Origin of the sequence: Maribacter huludaoensis (assembly GCF_029350945.1) — a bacterium.
Classification (GTDB): domain Bacteria; phylum Bacteroidota; class Bacteroidia; order Flavobacteriales; family Flavobacteriaceae; genus Maribacter; species Maribacter huludaoensis.
The window spans coordinates 24431-40788 of record NZ_JARKMS010000009.1; the positions used below are offsets into that span (position 1 = coordinate 24431).

Here is a 16358-nt window from a genome sequence, read left to right on the forward strand (position 1 = left end):
TCCGGTACTAGCGAACTGGCTATTAATATCGAAGGCGGTGACGATGTTACCGTTGACCTTTCCGCTCTTGAAGAATCCGCTGATATCACAGCTGTTCAGGACGATGTGGACCAAAACGAACTGGATGCCGATAACGCAATCGCTGCGGTAGACACCAAAATTGACGACCATATTCTTGCCGATGAGGATACCTCTGCTACGAACGAACTTTCGGACTTGAACCTGGATGCCAATTCTAACATTCTTACGTTGACCAACCCTGCAACGGGTACGAACGAGGTAGACCTTTCAGGATTTGTATCTACGGACGACCAGAACCTGGAATCGGCTACACTTTCAAGTGACAGCGAACTGGCAATAAACATAGAAGGTGGTAGCGACGTTACCGTTGACCTTTCCGCTTTGGAAGAATCCGCTGATATCACAGCGGTAGACAATAAAGTGGATGCCCACATTCTTGCGGACGAGGATACCTCTGCTACGAACGAACTTTCGGACTTGAACCTGGATGCCAATTCTAACATTCTTACGTTAACGAACCCTGCAACGGGTACGAACGAAGTCGATCTTTCGGGATTTGTTTCTTCGGACGACCAGAACCTTGAATCCGCTACACTTTCAAGTGACAGCGAACTGGCTATAAACATAGAAGGCGGTAGCGACGTTACCGTTGACCTTTCCGCTCTTGAAGAATCCGCTGATATCACAGCTGTTCAGGACGATGTGGACCAGAACGAACTGGATGCCGATAACGCAATCGCTGCGGTGGACACTAAAATAGATAATCACATTCTTGCCGATGAGGATACCTCTGCTACGAACGAACTTTCGGATCTGAACTTGGATGCTATTTCCAACATTCTTACTTTGACCAACCCTGCAACGGGTACGAACGAAGTAGACCTTTCGGGATTTGTTTCTTCGGACGACCAGAACCTTGAATCCGCTACACTTTCCGGTACTAGCGAATTGGCTATTAATATCGAAGGCGGTGACGATGTTACCGTTGACCTTTCCGCTCTTGAAGAATCCGCTGATATCACAGCGGTAGACAATAAAGTGGATGCCCACATTCTTGCGGACGAGGATACCTCTGCTACGAACGAACTTTCCGATCTGAGCTTGGATGCTAATTCTAACATTCTTACGTTAACGAACCCTGCAACGGGTACGAACGAGGTAGACCTTTCGGGATATAAATTAACCGGTACTACAGGTTCAGTATTCTTTGCCGATACTGACGGAACGCCAACAGAAAATAACAGTGAGTTATTTTGGGATAACGGTAGTAACAGCTTAGGTATTGGAACGAACACACCATCTAATAAATTAGAAGTATCTGGCGCTATGCGTTCTCAAGGTATATTAAATTCCAACGGAACAGCTAATGAACCCTCATACAGATTTTCTAATGATACAAATACAGGAATGTATAGACCCGCAGCGGACGAGATCGCTTTTACAGTAGGATCAATTGAGGCTTTAAAAGTGGAAGAAACTTCTGGTAACACATCTGTAATTGTAAACGAAACCTTAGAATTGGAAGGTGCGGTATTAGATGAGAATGATTCTGCCGGTACTACCGGGCAAGTACTTACCTCAACAGCAACAGGTACAGAGTGGGTAGATAACTACAACCCTGTTAAAGCAATAGGCAAAATTAGTTCTACAGGAACAATTACTAGAGCAACCACAGGTGTAACAGTTGAAAGAATTAGTGTGGGTTATTATAGAGTAACGCTACCTGCAGGTTCAGTTTCCGATGCAGATTACATTATACAATTATCACAACCTGGTAGAGGTGGCGCCGGTAACGACGACCCTGGCATCTCCTACTCCAACCAAACCGCAACAAGTTTTGAGGTCATTATTGGAGATAACGATAATGGTGGTACAGATCGTACAAGGTTTGATTCTGAATTTATGTTTACCGTTTTAGATTTATAGAAGATGAGAAAAATAGTATTCATATTATTCATTTTAGCAACAGGTCTTGGATATTCCCAAGCACCTACCGCAGGTGAACTTGTAGCAATCCATTCGGCTACTTTAGCTGAAATCAATGCAATTGTTAGTCCGCATGAAGGATCGTTAATTTACAATTCAGATGATAGTTTTCTGTATCAGTTTACAGGCAGTGCTTGGCAAAAGCTAACGCCAGAGGGTAATGAAACAAAAATTATATCTGACGGAAATGTAACTATTTCCGGCACGGGTACAACCGCAGACCCCTACATAGTTTCTTCCATAAAACCTACTTTTACAACAAATCCTGATGGGTCTTTTACTTTTTCCAATGGCGTTGATCCAGATGTAAATTTTTTCCCAACGGTACCGGGCAACTCCCCTATTGTTTCAAATTCTGACGCAGGTACAGGTAATTGCTCGCAATTTGGATTAAACGAAACTAAGAACGTAATTATACAGGGCGCCTATTTTGATGGTTCCTCCACAGTTGCCATTACGGGACAAACGGTAAATTCTGTGGTAATCAACAGTTCTTCGCAAATAACCGCCAATGTTACATCAGGTTCCAGTTATGGTAATTATGATATTTCAGTTACCAATAACGCAGGTTCCAGTACATTGACCGGAGGATTTGTTCTACAGGCAGCTTCATCACTTACTACCAATGGTATTGCTATTACAGATATGATCTTGACAGGATCAATGAACTATAACGGTATGCAATTAACAAAGACAGCAACAGCCGGCTGGAACGCTCAAGGATATTCTACTGCGCAATCTATAGACCCAACCATTGGTGGACATTTAGACTGGACAGCTGACCAATCTAACAAATATGTCATGATCGGTCTAAGCACTACGCCACATACCAGTGCATCGTACACTAATTTGGATTACGCCATGTATATGGTCACCAATAGCAACATTCAGATTAGAGAAAATGGCGCAAGTTTGGGTTACGTAAGCGGATATTCTGCCGGAGACAGACTTTCTATAAATATTGATTGTTTGGGCAATGTCACATATTTAAGGAATGATATCGTTATATTTTCTTCCTCTAAAAAAGCAACAAACCCATTGTATTTCGATTCTTCATTTCACAGTGTAGACGCTTCTATTTCAAACATAACCATGACCCATTAAAAATCATGAAATTATTCAAGATCTTACTTGGCTTTTTATTGCTGGCAAATACCATTGCAGCACAAGACGCCGTTCATAATTATGGTAATATTCAAATTCATGATAATGGTTTGGTAGGTTTTCATATGGATGTTATAAACAATGGTGCATTTAACCAAAATAAAGGATTGGTAGGATTCTATTCTTTCAACAAGGCCTTGGCAATATCAGGTGGGTCAAATCCGGTATTTTATGATTTTGAGGTCGCAGTAGACAACGACCTATACATTTATAATACTGTTGGAGTTCAAAACAACGCAAACTTTATTACAGGTGATATAGTGACCCCTAGAGAAACATCTGAAGTAAATATTAATTTTTTAAACGATTCTTTTTATAATGGAGAAACTGATTTTACAAAGATCGATGGTTACGCTGCCATCAGTAAAAAATCTGAATTTACATTTCCTATAGGTCAATTTGACAAAATTCGTCCTTTGACCATAGAATCCATCGGTTCAAATGATTATGCAAAATCTGCGTACTATTACGAAGACCCTAATACCCCAAGCGCTTTTAACACAAATTTTAGCACTTTTATTAAAGAGAACCAAGCATTGGTCATCAGTGAATTTGAATTTTGGCATTTAGAAAGTACCGTACCATCAAAAGTGACCTTAACATGGGATCAAGAAAGTTATGCCAATCTCTTTGGTACGGATATTAAAGATATTAGAGTCGTAGGCTGGAGAATTATAGATAAAATTTGGGTTGATTTAGGCAACACAAATGTGAATGGCGACCTCATCAATGGCTCGGTAACCTCTAAAGAATTCATTCCCAGCGATTATGAAATTATAACCATTGGAGGACAAACCGACTTTCTGGGAGTACTGGACAATATTATGTTGGATAACTATTACATGACACCAAACGGTGACGGTATAAATGACTATTTAGAGATTGAAGGTATTGAAGGCTCTCCAAATAACCAATTAGAAATTTATAATCGTTATGGAAGATTGGTATTTTCAAAAAGTGGCTACAGCAATGAATTTACTGGCTTATCCAACGTAAACGGAGTAGTTTCTAAAAATATAGGTTTGCCATCGGGCATATATTTCTATATTGTTCACTTGAACGAATTAAATTACAAACACCAGGGATACCTACACCTTACCACTTTCAATGAAAATTGAGATTGAATCTAATTCCCCTCAATATTTATTACTTTTACCTTTAGATTGCATGATTTACAACTTTCAAAAGTTTTTCTCTTTTGGTATAGTTTGGCAAATCTTTTGCACTGAATAACACAATACACAATTATGCAGAGAAGAACATTTATAAATAAAAGTAGCTCGGCAGCTTTAGCGCTTGCCCTAGCACCAAATTTCTTTATTCAAGAAGAAACCGAGTACAGTATTTTAGAACTGATGGGCAAGCAAGATATTGAGTTGTACGGCAAAGATATTAACCTACGGAAAGAAGCACATGATGCTTTTCTTGAAATGAAAAAAGCTGCCTATAAAGATGGTATTGACCTTAAAATAGTTTCTAGTTTTAGAAGTTACGACAGACAAGAGACCATTTTTGAACGCAAATTCTTAAAATATACAGATGATGATGGCATGGACCCCATAGATGCTATTAATAAAATTATAGAATATAGTACTATACCAGGAACAAGCAGACACCACTGGGGGACTGATATTGACGTGGTGGATGGTTATAGAAAAGTGGATGGCGATGTTTTAGTACCCCATAAATACGAAGGCGACGGCCCATATGTAGATTTTAAAAACTGGATGGACGAAAATTCCGAAACATATGGTTTCTTTCTTGTTTACACGAACGAACCAAAAAGAAGAGGTTTTAAATATGAGCCATGGCATTATAGCTACGCACCTTTATCAATACCAATGTTAGAGCAATTTAGGAGTAAAAATATTGCATCTATACTTATACGTGAAGATTTCTATGGTGCCGAAAATTTTACAATGGGCTTTTTAAAATCGTACATTCAAAACAATATATTAGATATCAATAGAAATTTATTGTAAGCATTTCGTACATTAGAACCTGTACCATACTATATTACCATGAGAAGAGGAAGTTGGAAAATTAGAATATTCATAGGTTTGGCCATTGTTGCTTTTGCATTCATACAAAAATGTAGCAATACGGAAGAGAACCCTTACACAGGCCGTTCGCAACATATTACCATGTCAGCCGATCAAGAAATTGCCATTGGTTTACAAAGTGCCCCGGAAATGGCGCAGCAGCATGGCGGACTCTATCCTGATCAACGCCTACAGTCTTTTGTTGAATCTGTAGGTAATAAATTAGTTGAGAACAGTATTGCTAGAGAAACTCCGTATCAATATGATTTTCATTTATTGGCAGATGACCAGACCATAAATGCTTTTGCCTTGCCAGGAGGACAATGTTTTATAACGTACGCATTATTCTCCCAACTCAACGAAGCACAACTTGCCGGGGTACTTGGACATGAAATTGGACATGTGATCGGCAGACATTCCGCAGAGAGAATTGCCGACAGCCAAACATGGCAGACCGCCACTATGGGAGCAACGGTAGGTGTAGGAGACATGGGCAGTATTTTAGGAAGTATAGGTCAAAACACATTATTAAAAAATGGTAGGGAAGATGAGTTGGAAAGTGATGAACTAGGCGTATTGTTTATGATTCAATCTGGCTATGACCCATACGAAATGATAAAAGTGATGGAAATTTTAAAAGCCGCTGGCGGACCTAATCGTACTCCTGAATTTCAAAGCACTCACCCAGATCCTGAAAATAGAATTGAAAAAATTAGAGAAGCTATAGATAAGTACAAAAACCAAGGTTAATCGGATTTATTGTACCGTTGGCCTAGACGAACTTCTTCAGTAATTATAATTGATTACATTTGATGAAGTCCCAAGCTTATTTTGCCATTTATGGATTGCCTTTATAGCTATGTTTTAATCATAGAAGAACACTATAATGGGAACAATTACACATTTCAGAAACTTATACGTGCAGGCGTTTGAGAACTGTAGACCATTGGTATTGGTTACATTTTTAAAAGTCTACTCAGTATTTTGTGCCTTAATGATATTTTCGGCACTGTATGCGTTTGTTGTCAGAGCAGCAAATGGATTTGATTTTTAACGCATTTTACTCTTTTACCTGAACACTATTTGAAGTAGAATTCCGTAGTATTAAAAAAGGCTCCTTGAATGATCAAAGAGCCTTTATTTTTAACATATGTGTATTGAACTAACTTCCGGTTGCAATTTCTATTAATTCAAGAGCTTCAGTTGCGTTAGACAACTCAGCATATCTTTTTGCAGTATAACCTTGACTACTCTGCATCTTTAAATCTGCCCCGTTAGAGATTAAAATCTGTAAAACTTCAACTTTATTGTAACGTGCGGCAAACATGGCCGGCGTCATTCCCAATGATTTCTGATTTACATCTTCACCCAAATCTATTAAACGACTTACGGTTTCTAAATCGCCCTTAATAACCGCTTTACAAAATGAACTGATGTCTACCCTTTTTACAAGTTCCGTGTTAAAATCTGTAGCATTGGCAGTTTTGTCCGCTGCCAAAATTGTTGACCCCATGGTAAGTGCTACCAAGGATAATGTTAGAATTACTTTTTTCATGATGATTGATTTTAATTGATGAAGTACAATAACGTACATATAAAAGACGCTCGTCTACACAAATTGTTTCAGCCTTTAACATTGTTATAACTAAACTTTAACAAACAAATCTTAACACAGACTACAAATTTGTTGTGTTACTCCAGCTTTACAAAAAAGGTAGGTAATGTAGTAGCTTAACTTAATAGATCATAGTATTTTTGTAGCCTTAAAACCTAATAAAGATGAACAAAAAAGTAATCTTAATGATATTAGATGGTTGGGGCAAATCCCCAGATCCAGAAGTATCTGCAGTAGATAAAGCCAATACTCCTTTTATAGATAGTTTATATACCAAATATGCCAATTCCAATTTGTTGACAGACGGAATGAATGTTGGTTTGCCAGAAGGCCAAATGGGTAACAGTGAGGTAGGTCATATGAACTTGGGAGCGGGCAGAATAGTTTATCAAGATCTTGCCAAAATAAATAAGGCGGTCAACGAAAACACCTTAAGTTCAGAACCGGTCTTAAAAAGTGCTTTTGACTACGCGAAGAAAAACAACAAAGATGTTCATTTTTTAGGCTTGTTAAGCGATGGTGGTGTACACAGCCATACAAACCATATTAAGGGTTTAATAGCTGCCGGAAAAGAATCCGGTGTAAACAATATGTATCTACATGCATTTACCGATGGTAGAGACGTAGACCCAAAAAGTGGAAAAGGCTTTCTAGAAGACATTGTAGCATACGGTTCTGATAAAAACACAAAATTGGCAACGGTTATTGGTAGATATTACGCCATGGACCGCGACAAAAGATGGGAACGCGTTAAAGAAGCTTACGATGTAATTGTAAATGCCGAAGGTGAAAAATCTACCGATATCGGTAAAACAATCCAGAAAAGCTATGATGACGATATTACAGATGAGTTTATTAAACCTATCGTAATGACCAATACGGACGGCACTCCTGTTGCTTCCGTAAAGGAAGGCGATGTGGTTATCTTCTTTAACTTTAGAACTGACCGTGGTAGAGAATTGACCCAAGTGCTAAGTCAAGTAGATATGCATGAACAGAATATGCACAAACTTGATCTTTATTATGTTACCCTTACCAATTATGATGAATCTTACAACAATGTTCATGTTGTTTACAATAAGGACAACATCGTTGAAACGCTAGGTGAGGTTTTATCCAATGCGGGTAAAAAGCAAATAAGAATTGCCGAAACAGAAAAGTATCCACACGTTACTTTCTTTTTCAATGGCGGAAGAGAAGTTCCTTTTGAAGGAGAATCGCGTATATTATGTCCGTCTCCAAAAGTGGCTACATACGATCTGCAACCAGAAATGAGTGCATTTGAGATTAGGGATAAAATCATCCCTGAAATCAAAAAAGGAGATGTAGATTTTATTTGTTTGAACTTTGCAAATCCAGATATGGTTGGTCATACCGGTGACATGAATGCTGCGATCAAGGCTTGTGAAACTGTTGACGAATGCGCAAAAGACGTTATTACCGCAGCTATAGAAAAAGATTTCTCCGTAATCGTAATTGCGGATCACGGTAACTGTGAGACCATGATCAACGAAGATGGCTCACCTAACACGGCACATACCACCAACCCTGTACCATTAATTTTGGTGGATAAAGATATTCATCAAATCAAAGATGGTGTATTAGGTGATATTGCACCAACGATATTAAAATTAATGGGTGTTGAAAAATCGACATTTATGACCCAAAATTCTTTGGTATAATTATTAAACCAACCCATTAGCAAACAATGAGCACGATTAAAATAAAAACAGCTGAAGAGATTGAATTAATGCGAGAAAGCGCTTTGATCGTTTCCAAGACCTTGGGAATGATCGCCGCAGAAGTTAAACCAGGTGTTACGACTCTTCAGTTAGATGCTTTGGCAGAAACTTTTATTCGCGATCATGGTGCGGTACCTGGCTTTTTAGGTTTATATGATTTTCCAAACTCGTTATGCATGAGCCCTAATGCGCAAGTGGTACATGGTATTCCAAATAATACACCATTGAAAGAAGGCGATATCATTTCAATAGATTGCGGTGCTTTAAAAAACGAATTCTACGGTGATCATGCATACACCTTTGAAGTAGGCGAAGTTAGCCCCGAGGTAAAAAAACTACTTGAGGTTACTAAAAAATCACTCTACATTGGTATTCGTGAATTTAAAGTAGGCAACCGTGTTGGTGATGTAGGTTATGCTATTCAAAAATTTACGGAAGACCATGGCTACGGAGTGGTACGTGAATTGGTTGGTCATGGCTTGGGAAGAAAAATGCACGAAGGTCCCGAAATGCCAAATTATGGTAGACGTGGAAGAGGCAAAAAATTTGTAGAAGGTATGACGGTAGCTATTGAGCCTATGACCAATATGGGTACTAAGAATATTAAACAGCTTAAAGACGGATGGACAATACTTACCGCCGACGGTCAACCTAGCGCCCATTTTGAGCATGATGTTGCTATTGTAAATGGAAAACCTGAGCTATTATCAACTTTTAAATACATTTACGAAGCTTTAGGTATTGAAAGTGACGAAGAAGATGAGTTTACTACTTCTAAAGTAAAGAGCTAGTAAACAAGCATGAAAAAAATTTTTAAATTTTTTCTCAACCTTGTTCCTAGACCGGTATTAATTTCACTGAGCTATTTGGTAAAACCATTTTTTAAGATGTATTACCGTGGCAGCACTTATGAAGACCCTATTGACAGCAATACCTTTAGAAGTTTTCTACCATATGGCTATGAAAACCCGCGGGAAAATGTGCTATCCCCTTCTACCCTATCTTTAGAAAGACATCGATTGTTATGGATGTTTTTAAAAAAAGAAACGGATTTTTTTAGTGCCCATTTACACGTATTGCATTTTGCACCGGAACAAGCCTTCTATAAAAGATTTAGAAAATTAAAGAACCTTAATTACGTAACAACAGACTTAAATTCTCCTTTAGCGGACGTTAAAGCGGATATTTGCAATTTACCTTTTGCAGATAATAAGTTTGATGTAATTCTATGCAATCATGTATTAGAACACATTCCTGATGATACCAAAGCGATGTCTGAATTATATAGAATTTTAAAACCAGGCGGATGGGGCATTTTTCAAATACCACAAGACTTAAATAGGGAAAATACCTTTGAAGACGATTCTATAACCGACAAAGTAGAACGTGCAAAGATTTTTGGTCAGTATGACCATGTTCGTATTTATGGCAGAGACTATTTCAATAAATTGAGAACTATTGGTTTCACGGTCGAAGAAATAGATTTTACAAAACTTTTAAGCCAAGAAGAAATAGATAGGTACCGACTAGCTCCTGGTGAAATCATTCCATTAGTGAAGAAATAATTATTTTACTACCAATGATTTAAACCCTTGTGTCATGTATTCTTGGGTATCACCATTGCCATCCACATAAACAATATAGGCCTCTAAGCTTTTATCCTCATTGATTACCTTAAACACCTCATCTAGGTCCATTGCCATGAAAGCGGTAGCATAACCGTCTGCCGTAGCACAATTATCCGCCAAAATGGTTACGCCTAGTGTATTGGATAATTGCGTGTAACCGGTTTTAGGATTTACGGTATGAACATATTTTTTACCAGTTGCCTCATCTACCCTATATTTACGGTAATTTCCTGACGAAGCCAATGCCTTGTCGTTTAAATTAATTAAGATTTTGGTAGCCCTACTTATATCTGTTTCAGGATCATCAATACCTACTACCCAAGATTTATTTTTAAGCACGTTTTTACCCTTCCCTACAAGTTCACCACCAACCTCTATTAAATAGTGTTGAATTCCCTTAGCATCTAACATGGCAGCCAGCCTATCTATAGCATAACCTTTGGCAATTGAATTAAAATCTAAATAGATACGACTATCGGTTTTTACTATTTGATTATTGACATTCAAGGAAACCTTGTCAAGACCAACATAATTCAAAAGGCTATCAACCTTTAAACTATCCATAGTTATTTTTTGCTCTGGTCCAAATCCCCAAGCATTTACCAAAGTCCCCACTGTAGGATCAAAATATCCATCCGTCTTTTTATGAATAACTTTTGAAAGTTCTAAAACCTCCTTGAACATTGTATCTACTACTACCGTGTTGTCACCACTATTTATCTTTGATATGTCCGATTGAGGTATATATGTAGATAACGATTGGTTAATGACCGCAAATACCGAATCAATTTCTGGTTGTAAGTCGGATTTATTCTCCGTAAAGGATATAATACTATATGAAGTACCTAAGGCTCCACCAACATTATCATTACGGACAAAACTATCATTGCCGAATTTACATGACTGCAACCCAACAGCCAGCAAACCAATTATTAACAAGTACTTTTTCATATTTCTACCAAACCATCATAATCAACAATATACTCCTCATCTAAATACACCGGTAAATTATGGTCAGCGGCATTTACTAAGCCCACACCTGCATAAAATGTAGTTGCCTCAAACTTAAGGGCGTGGTCTTTCATTTTCTTTAAATCTGACATAAAGAAATCTAAATCCTTGGGATCACCTGGATATTCAATTGCCTTAACCACAATGAAACGCATCTTCTTATCCTTGGTACAAACAAACTGCGGATTTTTACGCAATTCACTATTGACCGCCAAAAATTCAAACCCTGCTTCTTCTAACTGCTTCCCTACAATATTCATTGCCAAATTGTGAAGCTCCTGTTCTGTTAATACGTGCATATCTAAATAAAATTATAAAAAAAACCGATACATTACATACCGGTTAATTTATTCTATTTCAACAACTTATCTCTTATCCTCCAAAGTCATCAAAACGTATATGTTCATCTGGAATTCCGAAATCTTCACCCATTTTCTGAACAGCTTTGTTCATTAACGGTGGTCCACAGAAATAAAGTTCAATATCTTCTGGAGACTCATGAATACTTAAGTAGTTATCAATTACACAATTGTGTATGAAACCTACGAAACCATCACCAGGTGCATCTATATTCTCTTTTACTTTCCAATTATCTTCTTCTAATGGTTCTGATAATGCCAAGTAGAATTTGAAATTTGGAAACTCTTCTTCCAACTTATAGAAATGATCTAAGTAGAAAAGTTCTCTTTTAGAACGACCACCGTACCAGTAAGTTACTTTTCTATCGGTCTTTAATGTTTTGAACAGGTGATATAAGTGAGAACGCATTGGCGCCATACCTGCACCACCACCTACGTACAACATTTCTGAATCTGACTCATTGATGAAGAATTCACCGTAAGGACCAGAAATTGTACAATCATCACCAGGCTTCAAGTTAAAGATATAAGATGACGCAACACCAGGGTTAACATCCATCCAACCGTTCTTAGCGCGATCCCATGGCGGAGTAGCAATACGTACGTTCAACATAATTTCTCTACCCTCAGCTGGGAAAGATGCCATTGAATAAGCTCTCTCAACCGTTTCTGGATTCTTCATCACTAAAGGCCAAAGGTTGAACTTATCCCACTCAGCTTGAAATTTATCTGGAGTTTCATGTTCTTCTGGGTGAGCGGTAATATCTATATCAGCATACTTAACTTCACACTCAGGAATCTCAATTTGAATATAACCACCAGCTTTATAGCCCATATCTTCAGGAATTTCAACTACAAATTCCTTAATAAAAGAAGCAACGTTGTAATTACGAACCACTTTTGCAGGCCATTTCTTAATACCGAACACCTCTTCTGGGATGGTAATTTCCATGTCTTGCTTTACCTTAACCTGACAGGCCAAACGTGCACCATGGTTTAATTCTTTTTTAGAAAAGTGAGGAGTTTCAGTAGGTAAGGCCTCACCTCCACCAGAAAGTACATGACACTCACATTGAATGCATGTTCCACCACCACCACAGGCAGATGGTAAAAATACTTTTTGGTTACCTAAAGTAGACAATAATGATCCACCTGATGCAACTTCAATTTTCTTCTCCCCGTTTATAATAATGGTCACAGGACCTGATGGAGAAAGTTTTTGTTTGGTAAACAGAAGTAATGCCACTAATACCATCAACAGTATTAGAAATGCGACAACGGTTATCAGTATTGTTCCGCCAGTACTTGCAGCTAAAATCATATCTATTTGTTTACGTCGTTATAAGAAATCACTTTTTCGTCAATTTCTTCGTTCTTATCTACTACTACTTCTTTAACAGGTACAACCATTTCAGGTTGGTCAACTTTGATTACTTGCTCATTAGCCTCTTCCGTTTCTTCACCACCACCTGTCAACATACCTCCAAAGCTTTGAAAACCAATACCCATTAGACCGGTAATGATAAATGTAATACCCAAACCTCTTAAAGGTGCAGGAACATTGCTATATCTAATTTTTTCACGAATAGCAGCAATTGCCAAAATTGCCAAGAACCATCCAATTCCAGAACTCACTCCGTAGTTAAATGCCAAACCAAAAGTTTCTATCTCTCTTGCTTGCATAAATAACGACCCACCAAGTATTGCACAGTTTACAGCAATCAACGGTAAGAATATACCTAGAGAGTTATATAAAGAAGGTGAGAATTTCTCAACTACAATCTCAACCAGTTGTACCATTGTTGCAATGGTTGCAATGAAAAGGATAAACGATAAAAAGCTAAGGTTGTAATCTGCATATTCAGGTCCTAACCAAACTAAGGCTCCATCCTGTAACAAATACTTATCCAATAACCAGTTCATTGGAACGGTAACCGCCAACACAAATATAACCGCTGCACCTAAACCAACTGCTGTAGCCACTTTTTTGGATACCGCCAAATAAGAACACATCCCTAAGAACACGGCAAATACCATGTTATCGATAAAGATGGACTTAAAAAATAATTCTACATGTTCTAACATAATTTCTACTTAAAAGTCGTTTAATTTTCTTCTACAAGCGCAGGGTTTCTTGATCGTTGTACCCAAATAATAATACCTACAACTATTAACGCTGCCGGTGGTATAATCATAAAACCATTATTCTCATAACCTGTAGCGTACAGTCCTGTTTTTTCAATTGGATCTCCTAAAACCGGAATACCGAACAATGTACCGGAACCTAAAAGCTCCCTAAAGAAACCTACGATGATCAGAATAACACCGTAACCTAATGAGTTACCAATACCATCCAAAAAGGAACGCCATGGACCGTTTGCCAATGCAAATGCCTCAAAACGTCCCATAATAATACAGTTTGTAATAATAAGACCAACAAATACCGCCAAAGTTTTACTTAATTCATAAGCAAATGCCTTTAATACTTGATCTACTATAATTACCAATGTAGCAACTACAATTAGTTGAACAATAATTCTAATTTTTGAAGGTATAATGTTTCTCATTAATGAGATAACCACATTACCCGCGCCCAATACGAACATTACAGAAATAGCCATTACCAATGATGCTTTTAATTCTGCCGTAATTGCCAATGCCGAACAGATACCTAGTACCTGAATAGTAATAGGGTTGTTATCCGCTAACGGATCTGTAATAAGATTTGTATCTTTTTTTGATAGTAGTGCCATATTACTTTGCTCTAATTGTTTCTAAATAAGGTTTATATAACTTAACAGTTTCGCTGATCATAGCAGAAACACCGTTACCGGTAATAGTAGCACCGGCCAAGGCATCTACTTCATTATCATCTTTTGTTTTATTCAATGGGTCGTTATTACCCTTTGCTACGGATATACCAGCATATTGAGTACCGTTAAGTATAGTCTCTCCTTTAAAATCGTCCATGAAATAACGCATTTTAATGTTGGCTCCTAATCCTGGCGTTTCACCTTTGTGATCAAAATATACCCCTTGCACTGTCATGGTATCATCTAAAGCAATAAAACCCCAAATAGCATCCCAAAGCCCTTTACCGTACATAGGAACTATATAAAACTTATCACCATCTTTCTCTCCAATAAATACAGGCAGTTTGTAATCCTCGCCCTTTTTCATTGCAGCTAATTGTTTTTTAAGATCGATCAAATAAGCTTCATTATCCTCAGTGATCTTATCACCTTGAATTACCAGTTGCTCTTTGATATAACTTGCAAACTCATCCTCTACTTTATTTGTAGGAATAAAATTTACACTACCCGTGTCATCTCCATTCTCATTGACTCCCATTGCGTAAAGAATGTTCTGTTGTTTTTCAAAACGTTCATTCTCTTTAATATTAGGACTTAAAAATGAAGCCAAAAAAGCAAGAATAGACCCCACTACCACAACCATAACAGCAGCAAAAACTACTGTATAAACGTTACTATCTGTTTTACTAGCCATAATTAAACTGTTTCAGCTTTAAGTTCCTCTGCTTTACCATCTGAATCTTTTGGATAGATAGTAGCATTTTTTAATCTGTTCATTCTTTTCTTAATATTACCCCTTACAACATAATGGTCTATTGTTGGCGCAAATACATTCATCAACAAAATTGCCAAAAACACCCCTTCTGGGTAAGCCGGGTTGAATACACGGATCATTACAGAGATAAACCCAATAAAAAAACCGTAGTACCATTTCCCTTTATTGGTCTGTGAACCGGTTACAGGATCTGTTGCCATGTAAACAATACCAAAGGCAAGACCCCCAACAATTAAATGTTTCCAGAAATCAAAACTCATTAAACCATAAAACTTACTGGATTCTGCCACCCAACCAAATTCGACAACTTGATTGAATATTAAGCCCATAACCAACGAACCGATTACAGCACTTACCATTATTCTCCAGCTAGCGATTTTTGTGAATATCAAAAACAAACCTCCTAATAAAATCAGGAAAGCAGATGTTTCACCAACAGAACCAGGAATAAATCCGAAGAACATATCCGACACCGAATATGTCATCTCAGCTCCTTTATTCTGAGCCAAATAACCTAAAATGGTTTCACCAGATATTGCGTCAACATTAGCACCTGCAAGAATTTCTTCTGAACGTTCCCGTGCACCATAAACCCAAACTTTATCTCCACTCATCCAAGTTGGATAAGCAAAAAACAAAAATGCTCTTATTGTTAAAGCCGGATTAAGAATATTCATTCCTGTTCCACCAAAAACCTCTTTACCGATCACAACACCGAAAACAACAGCTACAGCCAACATCCAAAGCGGCGTATCAATAGGCACAATTAAAGGAACCAACATTCCCGTAACCAAATAACCTTCTTCTACCTCATGACCTTTTATTACTGCAAAAATAAATTCTACAATAAGACCAACAGCATAAGAAACTACCACTAGTGGCAACACTTTTATAATACCTATCCAAAAATTATTCCAAGTAAGAAAATCGTTCATCAACGAAAAATCTGCCGGGAAACCATTGATTGCAGAATAATGCTGATAACCTGCATTGAACATTGAAAATATTAACACTGGTATCAATGCCATGATCACAGTATTCATCGTACGCTTTAAATCATCTGCAGATTTAACATGTGTACCACCTGCATGAGTAGTCTCATCTGGCGAAAACAAAAAAGTATGAAAGGCATTAAAGGCAGGAGCCATTTTCTTACCCTGATACTTCAGTTTAAGTTCGTGTAATTTGCTTTTTAAACTCAT

At 37.7% G+C, this 16358-nt stretch carries 17 protein-coding genes; 9 read left to right on the forward strand and 8 right to left on the reverse strand.

Annotation, left to right across the window (positions count from 1 at the left end; all coding sequences use genetic code 11):
- The 6 genes from PXC01_RS18045 to PXC01_RS18425 form a co-directional block, all read left to right on the forward strand.
- Positions 1 to 1947, forward strand: a 1947-nt coding sequence (locus tag PXC01_RS18045) for a hypothetical protein (RefSeq protein WP_276473672.1), incomplete at its 5' end; no start/stop codon positions are given.
- Between the two features lie 3 nt (positions 1948 to 1950).
- Complete coding sequence (locus tag PXC01_RS18050; RefSeq protein WP_276473673.1) at positions 1951 to 3111, forward strand: hypothetical protein; 1161 nt, start codon at positions 1951 to 1953, stop codon at positions 3109 to 3111.
- A gap of 5 nt (positions 3112 to 3116) precedes the next feature.
- Positions 3117 to 4289, forward strand: coding sequence for a T9SS type B sorting domain-containing protein (locus tag PXC01_RS18055; RefSeq protein WP_276473674.1), 1173 nt, complete (start codon positions 3117 to 3119; stop codon positions 4287 to 4289).
- A 129-nt stretch (positions 4290 to 4418) separates the two neighbouring features.
- Positions 4419 to 5153 (forward strand): M15 family metallopeptidase, encoded by a 735-nt coding sequence (locus tag PXC01_RS18060; RefSeq protein ID WP_276473675.1) that lies wholly within the window; start codon positions 4419 to 4421, stop codon positions 5151 to 5153.
- A gap of 39 nt (positions 5154 to 5192) precedes the next feature.
- Positions 5193 to 5963 (forward strand): M48 family metalloprotease, encoded by a 771-nt coding sequence (locus PXC01_RS18065; RefSeq protein ID WP_276473676.1) that lies wholly within the window; start codon positions 5193 to 5195, stop codon positions 5961 to 5963.
- A gap of 136 nt (positions 5964 to 6099) precedes the next feature.
- Positions 6100 to 6267, forward strand: a complete 168-nt coding sequence (locus PXC01_RS18425; RefSeq protein ID WP_338089481.1) for a DUF6747 family protein — start codon at positions 6100 to 6102, stop codon at positions 6265 to 6267.
- A gap of 108 nt (positions 6268 to 6375) precedes the next feature.
- Here PXC01_RS18425 and PXC01_RS18070 read toward each other — a convergent pair whose 3' ends face one another.
- On the reverse strand, positions 6376 to 6768 hold the full coding sequence (locus PXC01_RS18070) for an ankyrin repeat domain-containing protein (RefSeq protein WP_276473677.1): 393 nt from the start codon (positions 6766 to 6768) through the stop codon (positions 6376 to 6378).
- Positions 6769 to 6992: 224 nt separating this feature from the next.
- Between PXC01_RS18070 and gpmI the strand changes: the two genes are divergently transcribed.
- From gpmI to PXC01_RS18085, 3 genes are read left to right on the forward strand one after another with little or no spacing between them, the layout of a single operon-like run.
- A complete protein-coding gene (gpmI, locus tag PXC01_RS18075) occupies positions 6993 to 8510 on the forward strand; it encodes a 2,3-bisphosphoglycerate-independent phosphoglycerate mutase (RefSeq protein ID WP_276473678.1) in 1518 nt (505 codons plus the stop codon).
- Between the two features lie 26 nt (positions 8511 to 8536).
- Positions 8537 to 9361, forward strand: coding sequence for a type I methionyl aminopeptidase (map, locus tag PXC01_RS18080; RefSeq protein WP_276473679.1), 825 nt, complete (start codon positions 8537 to 8539; stop codon positions 9359 to 9361).
- Between the two features lie 9 nt (positions 9362 to 9370).
- Positions 9371 to 10135 carry a class I SAM-dependent methyltransferase gene (locus PXC01_RS18085; RefSeq protein ID WP_276473680.1) on the forward strand — a complete coding sequence of 255 codons (765 nt, stop codon included), beginning with the start codon at positions 9371 to 9373 and terminating at the stop codon, positions 10133 to 10135.
- Here PXC01_RS18085 and PXC01_RS18090 read toward each other — a convergent pair whose 3' ends face one another.
- The 7 genes from PXC01_RS18090 to PXC01_RS18120 all read right to left on the reverse strand — a co-directional run bounded on the left by PXC01_RS18090 (position 10136) and on the right by PXC01_RS18120 (position 16358).
- Positions 10136 to 11149 (reverse strand): FAD:protein FMN transferase, encoded by a 1014-nt coding sequence (locus tag PXC01_RS18090; protein WP_276473681.1) that lies wholly within the window; start codon positions 11147 to 11149, stop codon positions 10136 to 10138.
- Positions 11146 to 11508 carry a Na(+)-translocating NADH-quinone reductase subunit F gene (locus PXC01_RS18095; protein WP_276473682.1) on the reverse strand — a complete coding sequence of 121 codons (363 nt, stop codon included), beginning with the start codon at positions 11506 to 11508 and terminating at the stop codon, positions 11146 to 11148. The genes PXC01_RS18090 and PXC01_RS18095 overlap by 4 nt, the downstream gene beginning before the upstream one ends.
- Before the next feature lie 73 nt (positions 11509 to 11581).
- Positions 11582 to 12889 carry an NADH:ubiquinone reductase (Na(+)-transporting) subunit F gene (gene nqrF, locus PXC01_RS18100; protein WP_276473683.1) on the reverse strand — a complete coding sequence of 436 codons (1308 nt, stop codon included), beginning with the start codon at positions 12887 to 12889 and terminating at the stop codon, positions 11582 to 11584.
- A 2-nt stretch (positions 12890 to 12891) separates the two neighbouring features.
- Positions 12892 to 13653, reverse strand: coding sequence for an NADH:ubiquinone reductase (Na(+)-transporting) subunit E (gene nqrE, locus PXC01_RS18105; RefSeq protein WP_276473684.1), 762 nt, complete (start codon positions 13651 to 13653; stop codon positions 12892 to 12894).
- A gap of 20 nt (positions 13654 to 13673) precedes the next feature.
- Positions 13674 to 14321, reverse strand: a complete 648-nt coding sequence (locus PXC01_RS18110) for an NADH:ubiquinone reductase (Na(+)-transporting) subunit D (RefSeq protein WP_036156129.1) — start codon at positions 14319 to 14321, stop codon at positions 13674 to 13676.
- A 1-nt stretch (position 14322) separates the two neighbouring features.
- A complete protein-coding gene (locus tag PXC01_RS18115) occupies positions 14323 to 15075 on the reverse strand; it encodes a Na(+)-translocating NADH-quinone reductase subunit C (protein ID WP_276473685.1) in 753 nt (250 codons plus the stop codon).
- Between the two features lie 2 nt (positions 15076 to 15077).
- Positions 15078 to 16358 carry an NADH:ubiquinone reductase (Na(+)-transporting) subunit B gene (locus PXC01_RS18120; RefSeq protein WP_276473686.1) on the reverse strand — a complete coding sequence of 427 codons (1281 nt, stop codon included), beginning with the start codon at positions 16356 to 16358 and terminating at the stop codon, positions 15078 to 15080.